13 protein-coding genes are annotated in these 17,717 nt (G+C 41.6%); 2 read left to right on the top strand and 11 right to left on the bottom strand.

The window, feature by feature from the left end:
* Positions 1-3 precede the first annotated feature (3 nt).
* Positions 4-1,419, top strand: coding sequence for a glycogen synthase (locus A9P82_RS06480; RefSeq protein WP_066205623.1), 1,416 nt, complete (start codon positions 4-6; stop codon positions 1,417-1,419).
* A gap of 21 nt (positions 1,420-1,440) precedes the next feature.
* Positions 1,441-2,733 (top strand): glucose-1-phosphate adenylyltransferase, encoded by a 1,293-nt coding sequence (locus tag A9P82_RS06485; RefSeq protein ID WP_082915261.1) that lies wholly within the window; start codon positions 1,441-1,443, stop codon positions 2,731-2,733.
* A gap of 124 nt (positions 2,734-2,857) precedes the next feature.
* Here the strand turns inward: A9P82_RS06485 and A9P82_RS06490 are convergent, their stop codons facing one another.
* The 11 genes from A9P82_RS06490 to A9P82_RS06540 form a co-directional block, all read right to left on the bottom strand.
* Positions 2,858-4,183 carry a MutS-related protein gene (locus A9P82_RS06490; RefSeq protein WP_066205628.1) on the bottom strand — a complete coding sequence of 442 codons (1,326 nt, stop codon included), beginning with the start codon at positions 4,181-4,183 and terminating at the stop codon, positions 2,858-2,860.
* Positions 4,184-4,246: 63 nt separating this feature from the next.
* A complete protein-coding gene (locus A9P82_RS06495; RefSeq protein ID WP_231891218.1) occupies positions 4,247-5,689 on the bottom strand; it encodes a MutS-related protein in 1,443 nt (480 codons plus the stop codon).
* Entirely contained in the window at positions 5,623-8,076 is a 2,454-nt protein-coding gene (locus A9P82_RS06500; protein WP_066205631.1) for a Gldg family protein, read from the bottom strand. The genes A9P82_RS06495 and A9P82_RS06500 overlap by 67 nt, the downstream gene beginning before the upstream one ends.
* A gap of 82 nt (positions 8,077-8,158) precedes the next feature.
* On the bottom strand, positions 8,159-9,091 hold the full coding sequence (locus A9P82_RS06505) for an ABC transporter ATP-binding protein (protein WP_066205634.1): 933 nt from the start codon (positions 9,089-9,091) through the stop codon (positions 8,159-8,161).
* A 93-nt stretch (positions 9,092-9,184) separates the two neighbouring features.
* Positions 9,185-10,600, bottom strand: coding sequence for a RagB/SusD family nutrient uptake outer membrane protein (locus A9P82_RS06510; protein WP_197492261.1), 1,416 nt, complete (start codon positions 10,598-10,600; stop codon positions 9,185-9,187).
* Positions 10,601-10,612: 12 nt separating this feature from the next.
* Positions 10,613-14,074, bottom strand: coding sequence for a SusC/RagA family TonB-linked outer membrane protein (locus A9P82_RS06515; protein WP_066205639.1), 3,462 nt, complete (start codon positions 14,072-14,074; stop codon positions 10,613-10,615).
* A gap of 167 nt (positions 14,075-14,241) precedes the next feature.
* Positions 14,242-15,408, bottom strand: a complete 1,167-nt coding sequence (locus tag A9P82_RS06520; protein WP_066205641.1) for a FecR family protein — start codon at positions 15,406-15,408, stop codon at positions 14,242-14,244.
* A gap of 206 nt (positions 15,409-15,614) precedes the next feature.
* The gene (locus A9P82_RS06525) at positions 15,615-16,181 is read right to left on the bottom strand and encodes a sigma-70 family RNA polymerase sigma factor (RefSeq protein ID WP_066205645.1); all 567 of its coding nucleotides are present in this window, start codon (positions 16,179-16,181) and stop codon (positions 15,615-15,617) included.
* Positions 16,182-16,322: 141 nt separating this feature from the next.
* Positions 16,323-16,829, bottom strand: coding sequence for a YqgE/AlgH family protein (locus A9P82_RS06530; protein WP_066205647.1), 507 nt, complete (start codon positions 16,827-16,829; stop codon positions 16,323-16,325).
* Between the two features lie 17 nt (positions 16,830-16,846).
* A complete protein-coding gene (locus A9P82_RS06535; protein ID WP_066209663.1) occupies positions 16,847-17,443 on the bottom strand; it encodes a pseudouridine synthase in 597 nt (198 codons plus the stop codon).
* 9 nt (positions 17,444-17,452) lie between these two features.
* Positions 17,453-17,698: a hypothetical protein gene (locus tag A9P82_RS06540; RefSeq protein WP_066205649.1), complete on the bottom strand. Its 246-nt coding sequence runs from the start codon at positions 17,696-17,698 to the stop codon at positions 17,453-17,455.
* Positions 17,699-17,717: the final 19 nt, after the last annotated feature.

Genomic DNA, 17,717 nt, shown 5'->3' on the forward strand with positions numbered 1-17,717 from the left:
TCTATGGAAATATTGCATGTAACCGCAGAATGTTATCCTGTCGCAAAGGCAGGCGGACTGGGCGATGTAGCAGGTGCACTACCCAAATATGAACAACATCACGGGCATAATGTAAAATTGATAATGCCTTATTACTCCACAAAATTTGTTCACGAAAGTGAATGGGAAACCGATTATACAGGCCGCACCAACCTTGGAGACTATTTTTTTAGTTATAAAATCCTGAAGGAGAAAACAAATAAGCTCGGTTTTACTTTATACCTCGTAGAAATTCATGGCTTGCTGGACAGACCAAAAATCTACGGTTACGACGACGATGCGCAACGCTTTATCGCCTTTCAGATTTGTGTAGCAAACTGGTTACGTCAATGGCATCACAAACCGGGTATTGTTCATTGCCACGACTATCACGCCGGCTTGTTGCCTTTCATTTTCAAGTATTGCTATGATTACAATTCATTGAGTGATATACCAACCATTCTTACCATTCACAATGCAGAATACCAGGGTTGGCTGGACTGGAACAAAAGTGTATGGCTTCCCCGCTACGACCTGTGGAAAACCGGCTTACTCGAATGGAATAATGTCATCAACCCATTAGCCTCCGGCATAAAAAATGCGTGGGCAGTTACAACTGTGAGCCCAAGCTATATGCGCGAACTTCGCCATAACAGCAATGGACTGGAAGATTTATTTGAGTACGAAAAAGGCAAGTGTACCGGCATCTTGAACGGCATTGATACGGAACTGTGGAATCCAAAAACAGATACTTATATCGAAGCTAATTATGACATTGCCGGCGCCGCAAAAGGCAAACAGGCAAATAAAGAAGTCTTATGCAACGAGTTTGGGTTGAATATTGAAAAACCCTTGTTTATCTTCATCGGAAGATTGGTGGGCGAAAAAGCCGCCGATGTTTTACCCGATGCCGTCAAAACTATTTTATGGGAAACACAACAAGCCGCAAACTTTCTCGTTCTTGGCAGTGGCGACCCTTTTGTTGAAGACCGTTTGGAAGAAATAAAGTACATTTATCCTGAAAGTTATAATTTTTACAAAGGCTACAACGAAAGGCTTAGTCATCAAATGTATGCGGGTGCAGATTTCCTGTTAATGCCCAGCAGGGTCGAACCTTGCGGGCTAAACCAAATGTACTCGCTTCGTTACGGAACAATGCCTTTGGTTAGACGCACAGGCGGCTTGATTGACACCGTGATTGACATAGGCGATGCAGGTTACGGCATTTGCTTTAACCACGCAAATATCGAAGACATTAAACACGCAGTCAACAGAGCAATAGGAATTTATCAGTCAAAAAAAATGTTATACGCTTATCGTAAAAAGATGATGCAGATTGACAACAGCTGGGACAACACTGTAGAAAAATACATCGATTTATATCAACAATTCATTTCTTAAAATCTATAAAACAACAGAACTATGAGCTTCATGTCAGACAATGTCGTTTCGATTATCTTAGGCGGCGGCGCAGGCACAAGACTTTATCCACTTACGGCAACACGTTCCAAACCGGCAGTACCTATTGCAGGAAAATACCGCTTGGTCGATATTCCCATAAGCAATTGCCTCAATTCGGATATTCAACGGATGTATGTGCTCACACAATTCAATTCCGCATCATTAAACAAGCACATCAAAAACACTTACCAGTTCAATGCGTTCAGTAAAGGTTTTGTAGATATTCTTGCAGCAGAGCAGACGCCGGAAAGCAAAGAATGGTTTCAAGGTACAGCCGATGCTGTACGTCAATCGCTGAAGTATTTGTCCACTTTAGATTATGAGTATATTCTCATTCTCAGCGGCGACCAACTTTACCAAATGGACTTTAAAGATATGCTTGACAAGCACATCAACAGCGGTGCAGAGATTTCCATTGCCACCATTCCCGTGAACGCTAAAGACGCTACCGATTTCGGGATAATGAAAACCAACGAAGAGCAGCACATTACTTCGTTTATAGAGAAACCGTCTTCCGACTTACTGCCGCAATGGACAAGCGATACAGGCGAAGCTATGCACGCACAGGGGCGCGACTTTATGGCATCGATGGGCATTTATGTTTTCAACAAAAATGTGATGAAAGATTTACTGCTAAAGATTCATCCCGAAGCAACAGATTTTGCAAAAGAAATTATCCCGTCTGCAATCGGGAAATATAAAGTAAGCAGCTATCAGTACGAAGGCTACTGGACAGACATCGGCAATATTTATTCTTTCTTTGAAGCAAACCTGGATTTAACCAAAGACATTCCTTCCATTGATTTATACGATGCAGACAAAGCTATTTACACACGGGCGAGAATGCTGCCTGCCGCCAAGCTCAATTCCGGGTGTGTACAATCTTCCATCATCGCGGAAGGAAGCATTATACTATGTGAAAGTGTCGAAAGATGTGTAGTCGGCATCCGTGCCCGCATAGGATTTGGGACAAAAATTAAATCGACCTACATCATGGGCAACGATTATTATGAAACTCTTGCACGCATCAATGAACAAAAAAGCAAAGGTATTCCGCTACTCGGCATCGGCGAAAATTGTGTGATTGAGAATGCCATTATTGACAAAAATGTGCACATAGGAAATAACGTAACTATTGTCGGCGGCGCTACTTTACCCAATCAGGATACAGAATTATACACTGTTAAAGACGGTATTGTAGTGGTAAAAAAGAATGTGTACATCCACGACGGATTTACTTTGATGGCGGAATAGTATCAATTCTATTGTACTTGCATTTGTATATGTTCAAGAGTATAATACCAATCAAATCTTTAATAATAAAAGCCCGGTTTACGGGCTTTTATTATTAAAGATTTATCTTTTGATTTTTTTATATTCAACTTCCCAGCAATTCCAATATTCCTTCATTTTTTATAATCATCATTCCCTGACGGTCTTCGGTAATACCTTGCTGCATTTTGTATGTATAGCGCGGACGGTTGCCTTCCATTTCCGTAGGCATATAGGCAAACTGTATATTTGGCGTGTCGCGCAAAGCTTCTCCTACTTCGATGATATGTGTAGATACGATAAACAAACATTCTTCGTATTCTGCAAAGGCTTCCGTTACCGCAAGCGTGCCGTCATAAGCGTCCTTCACATTGGTGCCTTTGAACAACTCATCGAACATCAGCAGCAGCCTCTGTCCGCTTGCGGCTGCTTCCGCAGCCTGCTTTACACGCACAACTTCCGCATAAAAATGACTGTAACCCAAATTGATATTATCCGCTACATTGATGGAACTATACAGACCTTCCCTTACCGAGAACTTCATCTGCGTTGCCGCAACAGGAAAACCCATCTGTGCCAGGTAAAGATTAATGCCGACAGATTTCATTAAAGTAGATTTACCGGCCATATTGGCTCCCGTTAAAAACAATACATTATTTTTTCGGTTTAGCGATATGGCATTACCCACGGCATTATTGATACATGGATGATAAAGCCCTGCAGCTTCCAACATATTGTCCTGAGCCGGCAATGCCCGCGCATAGCTAAATCCTTTGTCGGCTGCCACACCGCCTACCGCGATATATACATCCAACTCGTAGATAAAAGCTAATACTTCTTCCATTTCCTGACGGAGGCTGTTTTTTAGCAAGTGGTCATAATCAACCAGTGTCTTTACCGGAAGAGCCTTGTAAATATCTGTCTTGCGCAGCGCCGCCAACTTCCCCCCCGATAGAATGGAGTCTATATTTTTTATCTTCGGTTCGTAAACTCCTGCTGCAATTTCAGTGGACTGCATTGTTTGTAAGAACCGGTAACATTTGTCCAGTGTTACAATCACGGATTGCAAGCCTTGTATCATTTTTTTGTAACGTTCGTCCCGGGCAAGCCATGAGAGCATTTTCTTGGTAAGGATATCTGTAAAAGAAAGCAGTTTGTTTTTACCTGTTCCCATATCAAGATAATCGCGCATTAAAATTAATTGCCGGACGTCGAACGGGAAACTAAGCCGGGCCAGTTCAAAAGAGCGAATAATGCTGCTCCGTTCATTGATAGCGGCGGCATCTTCCAGCGGGTGGTGGAACATATCATTCAGCAAACGCTCGCCGCCCGCTGTCTTTACCTTATTGAATAACCCGTACACCGAACCACTTTTAAATTTGCCCAACAGATTCAGTTCTTCCAGTGTCTGTTTGTCTGTATTAAAAACCATCTTGAATGAGTTTGTAAATAATGAATTTGAAATAATTGAGTACGATGTTCACAGGTTTATTGTTTACTCTGCAACTCTTTTCTTTTTACCGTTTTTAAGTGTTTCTAATATGCCTTCGTTACGGATGATGAGCATACCGTGGCGGTCGTCGGTAATACCCTTTTCCAGTGTGTAGGTATATTCGGGCACATGCCCGTTCATGCGCGTAGGCAGGTAACGGAAAAATACCGAGGGCTGCTTTTTAAGCTCTTCCCCAGCTTCCACAATATGCGAGGAAATGATGAACAGGCTGTTCTTCTTACCTGCAAAAGCGCCTGTTACGGCCACTGTGCCTTCCTGCGCATCTTTCACATTCGTACCGCGAAACAATTCGTCAAAGACTACAAATAAAGATTTGCCCTGATTAAGTTCCATCGCTACTTTTTTTACCCGCAACACTTCGTTGTAAAAATGGCTGGCGCCGATGCCCAAATTGTCCGGCAAATTAATCGTTGTATAAATACCGTCCAGCACGGAAAATTCCATCGCTTTTGCAGCAACAGGAAAGCCTATGTGCGCTACGTACACCGCCGTGCTCACAGAGCGTAAAAAGGTGGACTTGCCTGCCATGTTCGCTCCGGTAAGAAAAACAACATTGCTGTCCGCACTCATGTCTATAGAATTAGCTACCGGATTTTTTAATTCCGGATGATACACGCCTTCAAGCCGCAAAATGCACTGTCCTTTTTCCAATGCTTTCGGAAAAACAAATTTCCGTTCCTTTGCCAGCGCAGCTATCGACAGATATACGTCTAAGTAATAAATGTGCCTGAGCAACCGGTTTATCTTTTTATATTGCTGTTCTCTGAAAAGCGTATCATAAGCAGCAATTGCTGCATACGACGGTTTGCTCTTCGGGTTCTCTTTGAGAACGGGCAAAAAATCTGCATCTTCCACAAGAGTTTTAATCATATCCCTCTCTTTTGCGTACCCAGCAACACCGGCAATATCATTTTGCTCTATAAATATCTTAATACCTTGGATTAACTGTATGGTAGCTGTTACCCCCTGCTGTATTTCTTTCTCTCCTAATACTGACCGATGTGCTGCTGTGTTTGCCTGCTCATCTTTATCTGCGAGATATTTCTCCGTTGTATCAAACAAGGAAGCATTAAACGGGAAAGAAAGGGATTGTCCCGAAAAGTATGCGATAATGCCGGCGCGCCGGTTGATTTCCCCTTTATCCGAGAGCGGGTTCTCGAACATCTCTTTTAACACAGCTTCGCCACCGCGCGTATGTGTACGGTTATATAGCTCATAGATGCTGCTGCCGTTGCGATGGCTGAATATTCCTAAATCGTCTATCGTCTGTTTATCTGTTATGAACACGAGTAATAAGTTATTAAGTGATACATTTTGCAATACACAACACGCGGAGATGGCATTCACACCATCGCCGTTTACTTTCTTTTCCTGCGAATCAATAATAATGAACCAAAAAGGAGCAATAATGCAGGAAGTACCCAAATATAAATAATCTTCAACACGCCCACGCCGTCGGTACTGATACGCACACGATTATCTTTTGAATCCGGACGGGAAGTATCTATCGGAAACTGCCCGTTGTCCAGCCAACTGAATAAGGCGGTCGCAAAATAAAAATTCGATACTCGAGGATTAGTTCGCAGCAATTCCAAATTGCCCATAAAATCTGCATCACCACTGACAATGATACGCTGCTCTTTACCGTTAATTTTACGACTAAGCGCCAAAGCCGTGGTATATTTAACAGTTGTAACACCCAGTCGCTTTACAGTATCTACTTGTATTTTTTTTATCGCACCGGCAGTTTTGAGCGTACCAACGGAAGATGGAGATACCGACAAAGCCATACCACCACCACTTGCGGCAACAGCAATTAGCCCCGACGAATTTGTGTTATTCGTTGCACTGTCATTATCCACCAAGTCTAAATCGGGGTTACGGGCAAAGGTATTATATGCTTTACCCATCACCGTTTCCAATAACGGCTGCACGTTAAAACCTATTGTATCTACATACGTCAGTCCTGAAACACCGTTCATAGAAACAGGAAGTGTATCTATAGAGGGTTTTTCGAGAATTTTAGCAAAACTTATCGCTGTCTTTGTCATGTATGATTGTACCAATGAAGGCGGATAATCATCGCTTTTCTGTTTCAGCATACCGTTTATCATTTGGACACCAAGCTGATGAATGACGGGATTAATAAAACTTTGCCTGCCGGGTTCTCCGGCAATGAGCAGATTTCCACCTTTAGCAATATATCGTTCTATTTTATTAATAGCAGCAGGACTCAGCATAGTTATCGGATCTGCAATGACCAATGCAGTAATACTGTCCGGAATCGCTTGTATATCCAAATCCACAGTATCCACATCGAAGCCCTGGTTGATGAGCGCATAGCGGAAGGTTTTTTCGTAAGTCAGTGTCCTGTATGCCCTGTCGCCCTTTTTCTCCGTGCTGCGCTCACCATTGCCAGTTGCAAAAGCTATCGTCGGCATTTTAGCCTGTAACAACCTTTTGAAGGCTGCGGACACTTCAGTCTCACTTGGCCACTGCATCTGGTCATTAAACACCCTTAAAAAAGTGCTGTGTCCCCTGTATTTTAACTGCATCACAAAACGGTTCAGTTCCGGTTTAAGGTCAATCATCTGATGTATCTGCTCAGGTGTTTTAAAATCCGATAAGCTAATATCCGATGCCTTGGCACGCTGCTCCACTATTTGCTGCATCGTTTTACCCTTATAAAAACTGAACATGTTATACCCGTTAGCGTAAGCACTATCATAATAACGCACATACCGGAATTTTATGTCCGGCTTGAATCTTAGATAAGGCTCCCACTTTGACAGATAACTATTACGTTCTTCCGGCTCTCCGAAATAATAATAATTATCCAGAAAGTTAGCATAAGCAGTTATTTCCAGTGTAGAATCGCCCAACTCATGAATAATTTTCTGGGCATTGGGTGTTAAGGTATTGTCTTTATTAGCCGTAGTATCCAAGTAACCAATAAGGGCAGGGCGAGAACTAAGATAGCCGATAGCCAATACAGAAACAATAATTACCGCATAGCGGGCTATTTTTACGGACAGCGGCTTTGATTCTCTGCTGCCTTTAAGTTTAAAGATGGTAAAACCAAGGAACATGCACACTATAATAATAAAGTATATCACATCTTTTGTGGTAATCAGCCCCTGAAGCATATGCTGCGTACGACCATTAAGCGAAAGAAAATAGGTCAAATCCCTGATAAAATCAATACCTTGCCAAAGCCTGCCGATATAACTAAGAATGCCGATGATAATAAAAGTACCGATGGCTGCCACTACCTGGTAACTGGTCAGTGATGACATAAACAAACCGATAGCTGAATAAGCACATAACAGAAGAAAGAAACCCAAAACAGCTGACCAAAGCAGCCCTGCATCCGCAGATTTAATATTGAATATTCCTGATACCATAAAAATACTTACCACCGCTACCAATACCAGGCTGTATATCATCATAGCCATATACTTACCAAGAACTATCTCTCTTACCTTTACCGGAGAAGAATATAACAAACTTATCGTACCGCCGTTAATTTCCCGGCTGATAAGTCCCATTGTCAGCAAGGGAATATATAGGTACAGGTTCTGCATTACATTGGAAAATAAACCTCCCCAAGGACTGTCAAATATTTGAAATGTTAACCGGGTCATATATTGCAGGCTTATACCACCCATCTCTTGTTCCGTAGCATAAGAATGCAGCATATTGGTATATGTCAATGCACACTGTACTAAAAAGGCAATGGTTAAGAACCATGCAATAGGAGAATAAAACAGATTGCGGAGTTCCGTTCGCGCTATTTTGAATATAAGTTTCATTTTGTATTTTTTATTATTTTCTGAGAACAGATGAAATTCTTTGTTGTTATTGGACTATATATTTTCAATTTTATTATCTTTTTTATTTTGTTGAAAAGGAAGACAATTGCTTGAAAATTTCATCGAGTGCCGTTTTGTCGAGACTTATTTCCCGCAGATGCCACCCGTTTTGAACACTCGCTTCAATAATCCTTTCGGTTATTTCCCCATCGCCTGTGAAGTACAGCCGCAATTGCTTTTCGGTCAGGAAGTCCACTTTATCAATGCCGCTTATTTCCAGCAATTGTGCTTCCGAAGGCGGGTTTTCCATTCTGACTAATACACTATGTGGCTCCACATAATTATTAAATGCATCCATCGTGTCGGAAAATACAATCCTGCCTTGTTCAATCATCTTGATTTCCTTACATAAGAGTTGTATCTCTGTCAGTATATGAGAAGAGAAAATGACCGCATGCTCTTTAGCAATATCTTTAATCAACGCTCTTACTTCAATAATCTGGTTCGGGTCAAGTCCGTTGGTCGGTTCGTCCAATACCACCAATTTAGGTTTGTGGATAATTGCCTGTGCAATACCCACGCGCTGGCGGTACCCGCCGGAGAGATTTTTAATTAGCCGGCTGCTGTAATGCGTAATGCCGCACCTTTCTTTAGCTTCTTCCAGTGCCGGCTTGATTTTATCTTTGTCCATTTTTCGAAGATCTGCCGTGTAGGTGAGGTATTCATCTACGGTCAGGTCTGTATATAACGGCGGGTTCTGCGGCAGGAAGCCGATGATTTTTTTGGCTTCTTCCGGTGCTTCACGGGTATTGATGCCGTTAATGAAGACATTGCCTTCTGTCTGGTTGAGTACACCGCACACAATGTTCATAGTGGTGGACTTGCCGGCTCCGTTGGAGCCTAACAACCCCACAATGCCCGTATTGTCTATCTCCATATTAATATCCCGTATCGCCCAGTGCGTTCCACTGTAACGGTGGGATAAATTCTTAATACTCAAAATTGAATTTTCCATATTTAATTTTATTAAAATAAAAGCTTTATTCTATATATGCATCTTACCAGGAAGTTGTGATTTAAAATACCGTTACTATCAGAAATGTATTGGTTAATGATAGCCGGGATTTTGCGTAAGTGTATTGTTTAATGATATTTGTGTCTGCGGTATCGGATATAAAGCTGCATTTTCTGTCCAACCATCTAATACGGCAGGTGCTTGTGTGCTCGCCGGGTATTTGGTATCTGCGCTAGTCCTGTTCAGGTCAAACCACCGGCTGCCAAACTCGGTAAACATTTCTGTCCGTCTCTCTTTTCTAATAGCAGCTAAGACAGCAGATTGGGATGTTGGGTCAGCCGAAGTGCCGGGCAATCCCGCTCTCGTGCGAATTATATTTATATCCATTACGGCCTGGCTAAGATTATTCAATTGTGCAGCGGCTTCGGCACGGATCAGGATTATATCGGCATACCGTAGCAACATATAATCCGTTGCAGGTGTAGTCGGATATCTATCCTTATATTTGGCAGGATAATATACATTCTGACTATTTACTACATTTACACCCAACCAAGCTACCTTGCGCAGGTCATTAGCTTCAAATTGATCTAACAAAGAGTCCGTTATTACATAGTTTGGCGTCGTTGTATTAGAATAAGGTAAAAAATTTCCCGCTTCACTCGACCCCTGGGCAATGTTTAGGATCGGTACCTGCCAAACCGCTTCGTTACTCCCATCCAAAAACACGTTATTGAGGTTAGATAACAAACTAAAATCGCCGGATTTAATCACCGAATCCGCTTCGTTATACGCAGCCTGCCATTGTCCTAAGTATAAATGAACCTTTGCCAGCAATGCCGTTGCAGTATAAAGGTTAGGGCGCATATGTCCTGCGGAAGGGAAAGTTGCCGGCAACTTTTTAACGGCATCCTCAAGGTCTGCTAAGATTTGTGTATAAACACTATCAGCGGTGGCTCTGGGTAAACGTGCATTGGTGGTATAGTCAGTTGTAGTAACCAAAGGAACACCGCCAAATAAGTTAACCATGTTAAAATAACAAAAGGCGCGTACAAATTCCATCTCGCCTGTAATTTGTCGGATGAATGAAGCCGATAAATTAGGGTTGTCCTTTATATTCGCCAGTATATCATTTACCTGGTATATCTCCTTATAATGCGCTACCCATATTGAATTAACTTCACTGTTTACCGGTGTCACATTATAACTGTAAAATTGTCCAACATCTCCGTAACCGGCAGCATAATTTATTTCACGCCCCGAAAGCGAGGTAGCAAAAGTAAAACTCCCATCCTGATAAGGAAGCCCCGCCCCGCCGGGCGTTAAAGAATATGCGCCTGCAACTGTTGTCATAGCCGTAGCACTGTCTGCAAATGCCTGTTGCCTGGTGATATTTGTCGGCGGATTGCCCGGTATCTGTATTAATTTTTTACAGGAGACTAAAATACTAAAAATAAGTAACAAGCTTCCTACCGGTATTTTATATTTATCAGAAAAATTTTTTTCCATGATCATCATTATTTAAAATTTGAGGTTTAAACCAAAAGCTATGATACGTTGCAAAGGAAAGGACAGAAAATCACCCGGCTGTTCCGGATCACCAAATTTGTAATTGGTGAAAGTGAACAGGTTTTGTACATTACAAAAAATACTGCCACCTTTAATAGCGATCTTTTTCATCCAGGCATCTGGAAAGGCATAAGACAATGCTGCCGTTTTGACCCTCAGATAAGTATCGTTGGTATATGCCCCGGTTGATGACTGAAACGCGTATACACCTGCAGTGTATTGCGAATTATAACTGGTTACCAGCCGTTGAAGTGTGGCGTGCGTATCGCCGGGTCCTGTCCAATATTTCCCAAGCACATAAGCAGGCAAATTATCTTCATAACCCGGAGGATTATTGTAGAGAGAGGAAATAGCATTAGGCTGCATACTGCTTTGAAACTGACAGAATATATAAAGACTTAAACGTTTATACGTGAAAGTATTGCCAAAACCGCCCATATAATTAATTTCCCTGTTGCCTATTACCACTTCATCGCCACCCTGTGAAACCGGTTTATAGTTAGGATTGGAAGTAAGAGATCCGTCAGCTGCATAGTACTCAAACATGCCTGTAGTAGGATTTACATCCTTATATCTGTAACCAAATACTACCGAAGTCGGCTGGCCGATAACATACTGTGTGGCATAAGAAGAAGAAGCTAAATTAGGAAAGGCAAGCAATTTATTGCGATTGAATGTTAAGTTAAAACTGGTCGTCCAGTTGAAATTTTTACTTTTTACGTTCGTGGATGTTACTGTAAATTCAAATCCTTTGTTTTGAACAGTAGAATTTTGATTTTCAAACACAGTAGCAAAACCGGCTTGTGCCGCCAACGGATAAGCAACCAGTTGATTAGACTGGCGGTCCCTATAATAAGTAGCATTTAACAATAAGCGATCTTTAAAAAAACCGAGATCGATCGCTATGTTTAACTCTTTTGTTGTTGCCCATTGAAAATCCGGGTTATACAGGTTCTTTGGGATATTTTGCCTGATGCCTTGGAAAGGCGTAGTATTAGTATATGGATAAGGGCCGTACAATGCCTGGAATTGATAAGATTGAGAAGCGTCACTTCCTGTTGTGCCATAACTTCCGGTAAGCTTACCATAACTCATAAAAGGTAAGGCATTTTTAAAAGCTTTTTCCTCAGAAAATATCCAGCCGGCACCTACAGAACCAAAGCTACCGAACTGCCTGCCGGGGCCAAAATTACTTGAACCGTCCCGCCTGCCGCTAAGCTCTATAATATACTTTTGATCATAAATATATTTCAGGCGGCCAAAAGCCGCTACATATTTGTTGAGGTCTTGATTATCAAAAACAGAAGTTGTGGCGGCTCCGTCAACGGAGCCAAGAAAAGCATCGTTTGAATAACCGTAAGCCTGGGTCTGGGAAGAATAAGTTGTAGTCTTTTGGTAAGTGCCTCCCAGTAAGGCTGTTAATGTTCCCTTCCCAAGCACTGTATGATAATTTATCTGCGGCTCCACATTAAGCGCCTGATTGACAGTATTCGCAAATGCTGCACTTATATTGGGCGGCTCATATATATCCGGTGCCTGCGAAGTTGAAGGGTTTATAGAATGTTCTGTATTCGTATTACGATTATAGCCTACATTGCCGCCAATGGTTAAGCCCTTGATTATTTCATAATTCAGGCTTAAGGAAGTATTAAAATTATACGCTTGGAGAGTAGTGGGTTGTTTTAGGCCAGCGTAAAGATTATCATACATCTCCACTCCTTTGTAACTCCATATTAAATTACCATTCCCGTCTATCTGATCGGGAGCATTCGGAGGTAACGTTACGAACGAACTACCGCCGAAACCAGCAGAACGATTCTGATCGTAGGAAAAGTCAGTAATGAAAGTCAGATTAAACTTTCTATTTGCCGAAGCGCTGGTTAGCGCACTGTGTAAGCTATATCTCTGATCTGCAAAGTCCCCCGGATAATTGAAGTCCGAGCGTGTATAACCACCGGAAATAATAAATGTGTTATTAGCGGACCCGCCTGAAACGGTAGCGTGTACATCTGTATTGTGGGTCGAATTTCCCTGAACGATTTTTTGCCAGTTGGTATATTTATTTTGATCATAAATGGTCAGGTCAGGCGCATAAGCGCCGGAATAATCGTTCGGATTATCATTTGGTATTATACTGTCTGCAGCGAAAGCCTCTTTTCTTAACTGAAGATACTGTTGCGTATTTAAAAATTGTATCGGCCTGGCAACCTGGTTAAGCTGTGTATTTACAGTTAAATCGACAGATGTTCTGCCGGCTTTTCCTTTTTTTGTCGTAATCAAAACAACGCCGTTAGCGCCTTTCGAACCATAAATAGCAGTCGCGTCCGCATCCCTGAGTATAGTAATGCTTTCTATATCATGCGGGTCAATGCCGTTAAAAGCACCAATACCGGTTGCCTGATTCAATCCTCCGTTAAAAGATTGCGCATTGGCAAGATTGCTTAATTGACTGATATTGGCATTTCCCGAAGCGAAAGGCACACCGTCCACAATAAAATAAGGCTGGTCATACGGCTTAAAACTAAGCCTATCAGTAGCTAATGAATTTTGTCCTCGTATCTGCACCAATGTTGTTGAGCCGGGCACGCCGTTCTTAGCAATAACGGACAATCCGGGCACCTGTCCTTCCAACGCAAGTAAAGGATTGGTTACCGGCTGTTTTTCAATAGCAGAGGCATCTACCGTAGAAATTGCCCCTACACTAAAGCGCCTGGAAGTAGTACCATAAGCTTCTACAATTGTTTTGTCAAGTTCGTTATCACTGGCACTTAACATGATGTAAAGATAATTTGTCCTTCCTCTAACAACAATCCTTTGGGTAAGATACCCTACATAAGATATAACAAGCGTGTCTCCTATAGAAATATTATCTATTTCAAATTCTCCCTTATCATTTGCATGAGTTTCAAATCCTGTTCCCTGCACACGAATGGTAGCGCCATCCAACGGGTTACCCACAGAATCTTTCACAAAACCCCGAATGACAAATTGTTGAGGAATTGCTGCGCCTGCATAAAATGCCGATGGATTTGCGGGTTTTGTTATTTCGACAGTTTTGTTTTTTATATAGACCACTTTACCGTGTATCTGGTAAGTAAGCGGCAAGCCATTAATACATGCTTTTACAGCTTCATTTATATCTGCATTATGAATAGACAATGTTATCGGCGATAAACCTTCAACAGCATTTTGCTGCCATAAAAAAGAGTAGCCTGTCTGCTGTCTTATTTGTTCAAATGCGGTTTCTACCGAAGCATTTTTAAGTGTAAGACTTACTTTTTGTGAATAGCTTTTAGCGCTAACAGTGATAGTGGAAATGAGGATTAAGACGGCAGTCAAACGCATAATCTTCCTGATTTTAGTACAGACGCGCCCGAACGGGTACGCCGGTTTGTAGAAAGTAATATTTATCATACTTTTGTACGGTTTGGATTTTGGAATAGTCATCAAATAAGTAGTGGTGGTTTTTCTGATTGCCCAACGATTATACGGGTTTCGGGGTCCAGCCGAAATCCGTTTTTTTATGGTGCAACGTTTTTCCTTCTTATGTTTTTTTCATTGCATATAATTTTTAAGGTTTACTAATGAGATAATACAGTTACTGTTTTCCCGTCAAAGCGGGTATGTATGCCGCCTGCATCCAATGCAGATAAAATATCCGATAAATTAGCATTACTGTTGAGCATACCGCCAAAGTTGCCTTCGGGCATATTGCCTTCAAACTGTACATCTACATTGTACCAGCGCGATAGCCGGTTCATGAACTCGCGAACACTGTTGTTGTTCATCAACAGGAAACCTCTTGTCCATGCCACAATATCGTCGGTTTTTACCTTTTCGACCTGTATATTTGCGTTGCTGTTACCTACAATTGCTTGCTGTCCCGGTTGCAGTATTACACTTTGAGCACCTTTAACCACACGTACTGCGCCTTCGAGCAAAGTGCTTTTTACAACCGGCTCATCATCATAAGCACTGATGTCGAAATGCGTACCAATGTCTTCTATTGCTTGCCCGCGCACGTTTACCCTAAACGGCTTTGCAGCATCATGCACCACTTCAAAATAAGTTTCCCCCGTTACAGATACTTCTCGTGTATTGCCTGTAAATGCAACAGGATAAGTAATAGATGAAGCGGCATTCAGCCATACCTTTGTACCATCCGGCAGCACAATTTTATACTGTCTTGCCCTTGGCGTAGCCAAAGTGTTATAAGCCGGTTTAACCACACCGGCATTAGTTCCATTATAACTAAGCTGTCCATTGACACTCACAATGCGTACGCTGCCTTGCTGCGCAACTTGCTTGCGCCCCATACTCGTACTATCCAGAACAACCTTGCTACCATCGGCAAGCGTGAGTACCGCACCATCGTGTCCCGGTGGAACATCTTTATATACAATTAAACTTTGCCTTTCGTCAGTATTATTTTTAAAAAAATAATACTTTAACCCAATGCCCAGCCCGATAACAAGCACCGCCGCAGCTGCCCAACGATAAAATTGAAACTTCTTTTTGTTTCCAACCGATATGTGTACAGTTCCGGTTTTTGCTTCTATGTTGTCTAACATAGTATCGGCAAGTTGTTGCTTGCCTGCCGCAAACCCGGGCGGCAGTTCAACGGGATACGCTCCGTGGTCATTATACCATGCTTCCAGCTCTCCCAGCTCTGCATCTGAAATAATGCCGCGTACCCATTTATCGGCTAACGCGCGGTAATAATCTTTATCAAAATTGTTATTTGCCATAAAAAATATATCGGCTGTATTTAATTAGTCATTAAAAAAATGCGTAGCACTTACAAAACCTTAATATTTTTTTTAAAATAATATAAAAATTTATTTAAAAGCTTAGATATGCAATGAGGAAATTTTACCTCTTAATCGAGACAGAGGTTTAAACAAAACCAGATGACGGGAAGATTATCCTTTGTTCTGTCGTATAAAACACGTAATTAAAAAAGGGAAAAAAAGATGGAACGCAAAGAAGCTTTCAGCACCTTAAGCGCTTTGTGTATATGGCTTTCAACCGTTTTTTCGGAAAGAGACAAACGTGCCGCAATTTCTTTATTCGACAAGTCTTCTTCTCTGCTCAGGCGAAAAATCATTTGGCAACGGGCAGGCAAAGCAGCTGTTGCAAGTTCCACCTTTTGCATCAGTTCGTCGAGAGACAGCCGGCTTTCAATCTCCGGCAGCACAAACGCATCTTCGGCAACTGTAACCGCCTTTTGAGTTTTAAGCCGGTACTCTTTTGCCAGAAAACTATATACGCGCAACTTAACGGCAGCCGCCAGATAAGTTTTAATGGAATAATTAATAGTCAGTTCTGCACGCCTGTTCCATACAGAAATAAAAATGTCCTGTATTATTTCTTTAGCATCATCGGGGCTATCGGTTTTGTTAACAGCGAGTGAAAACATGATATCCCAATAACGGTAATAAATTTCCGAGAAAGCCGCTTCGTCGCTTTCTTTCAGCAATTCCAGTAATTGCACATCGCTGTATTCGGAGTAGGAAGGCATTCAGATTTTTCTCAAATTTTATTACGCGTAAAATTAACAGGATTTTTATTGATATTACCAAATTATTATTTTCTGCATACTGCAAGCTTCATTTTTCTGCCTTTCCCATTGCAGGAAAAACACCTTAAAATGCGGCAAAAATCAGTTCGCCCAAGTAGCATATAGTTCGTCCCACAACAAAGTATCGTTTGCCGAAAAAATCGCTTGAATAGATTCCAAACTTACAGACAGCCAATAACCTTCTGCAACTTCAGTTTCCAGTTGTCCGTAATCCCATCCACAATAGCCTATAAACAATTTAATGTCGTTTCCGGTAAGCGTTCCATTGTTAATATGCACCACCACCTGTTCAAAATTTCCACCTAAAAAAGTTGTATCTGATAGTTCAATTCCGCCTTCTATCAAATCCGGTCGCTGATGAAGAATGTATAATTTTTCGTTTTCGACCGGTCCGCCATGATACAACTGAAAAGCCAAAGAATGATTAAACTCCAGTAAATCGTTCAGCTTTAGAGGAAACAATTTATTTATCACAAAACCGGAAGTACCGTTTTTGTTATGCTCTGTAACAAAAATAACCACTTTCTCAAAGTGTTCATCGCCTATTGCCGGTGTACTGATGATAAATGTGCCTGCTCCGATATTCATTACGGGCAAGTTAAAATTTATAATTTAATACCCAAACTTTTTGCTATTTCTGTTTTAGAAAGTTCCAACAAACCGGAAGGTTGCAGATTGTCCGGCTCTATATTTTCAATTCGCCGCCTTATCAGCCTAAGTACCGGAAACCCGACAGCAGCAAACATTTTACGAACCTGCCTGTTTTTCCCTTCGGACAAAATTATTTTAACCCACGGCGCGGGCACTGTTTTTCTGAAACGTATCGGCGGGTTTCGTTCCGGGACATTCGGTTCTTCACTAAAAATTTCGGCGCAGCATTTTTTCGTTCGATAAATTTTCCCGTCGATATTTATGTCCACACCGCTTTTTAATTTTTCAATTGTTTCCATCGTAATAGCGCCATCTACCTGCACCCAATATTCGCGTTCGTGTGCAAATTTCGGGTTCAACAATTGATGATTTAACCTTGCATCATTTGTCAGGATTAATAATCCTTCACTATCGTAATCCAGGCGACCGACAGGATAAACATCCTTCGGCACATCAAAAAAATCTTTTAAAGTCTGTTTATTTTCCTGCGGAGAAAATTGTGTTAGTACCTGATAGGGTTTGTAAACAATGAAGTACCGGAACGATTTCAAAAGCAAGAATTAATTTTTATTGAAGATAAAAACAAAGGGTTCGTCGCGCTTATCGGCAAGCGTTTTATGTATGATATACGGGGCAGTAACTACTTTGTAACGGTTAATATCAATCACTTCATTTGTTCTGCAAAAGACGTCCATACCTTCTACAAAATACAGAATAGCATTGATGTGGCGCACTTCGCGCTCAATCGCTTCCATGTCAATTGTTTCCGACCTTGTGTAAATAATTAAATCTCTTTGCGGGCGCATCTGCACTTCTTATTTTTGC

The sequence above is a fragment of the Arachidicoccus sp. BS20 genome (assembly GCF_001659705.1).
In the GTDB taxonomy this organism is placed as follows: Bacteria; Bacteroidota; Bacteroidia; order Chitinophagales; family Chitinophagaceae; genus Arachidicoccus.

What these genes read in the sequence shown, in the direction of transcription:
- A9P82_RS06525 (WP_066205645.1), bottom strand. Translation starts at nt 16,181, where the DNA reads ATGCCTTCCTACTCCGAATACAGCGATGTGCAATTACTGGAATTGCTG.
- A9P82_RS06540 (WP_066205649.1), bottom strand. Translation starts at nt 17,698, where the DNA reads ATGCGCCCGCAAAGAGATTTAATTATTTACACAAGGTCGGAAACAATT.
- A9P82_RS06505 (WP_066205634.1), bottom strand. Translation starts at nt 9,091, where the DNA reads ATGGAAAATTCAATTTTGAGTATTAAGAATTTATCCCACCGTTACAGT.
- A9P82_RS06500 (WP_066205631.1), bottom strand. Translation starts at nt 8,076, where the DNA reads ATGAAACTTATATTCAAAATAGCGCGAACGGAACTCCGCAATCTGTTT.
- A9P82_RS06530 (WP_066205647.1), bottom strand. Translation starts at nt 16,829, where the DNA reads ATGAATATCGGAGCAGGCACATTTATCATCAGTACACCGGCAATAGGC.
- A9P82_RS06510 (WP_197492261.1), bottom strand. Translation starts at nt 10,600, where the DNA reads ATGGAAAAAAATTTTTCTGATAAATATAAAATACCGGTAGGAAGCTTG.
- A9P82_RS06480 (WP_066205623.1), top strand. Translation starts at nt 4, where the DNA reads ATGGAAATATTGCATGTAACCGCAGAATGTTATCCTGTCGCAAAGGCA.
- A9P82_RS06515 (WP_066205639.1), bottom strand. Translation starts at nt 14,074, where the DNA reads ATGATAAATATTACTTTCTACAAACCGGCGTACCCGTTCGGGCGCGTC.
- A9P82_RS06520 (WP_066205641.1), bottom strand. Translation starts at nt 15,408, where the DNA reads ATGGCAAATAACAATTTTGATAAAGATTATTACCGCGCGTTAGCCGAT.
- A9P82_RS06485 (WP_082915261.1), top strand. Translation starts at nt 1,441, where the DNA reads ATGAGCTTCATGTCAGACAATGTCGTTTCGATTATCTTAGGCGGCGGC.
- A9P82_RS06490 (WP_066205628.1), bottom strand. Translation starts at nt 4,183, where the DNA reads ATGGTTTTTAATACAGACAAACAGACACTGGAAGAACTGAATCTGTTG.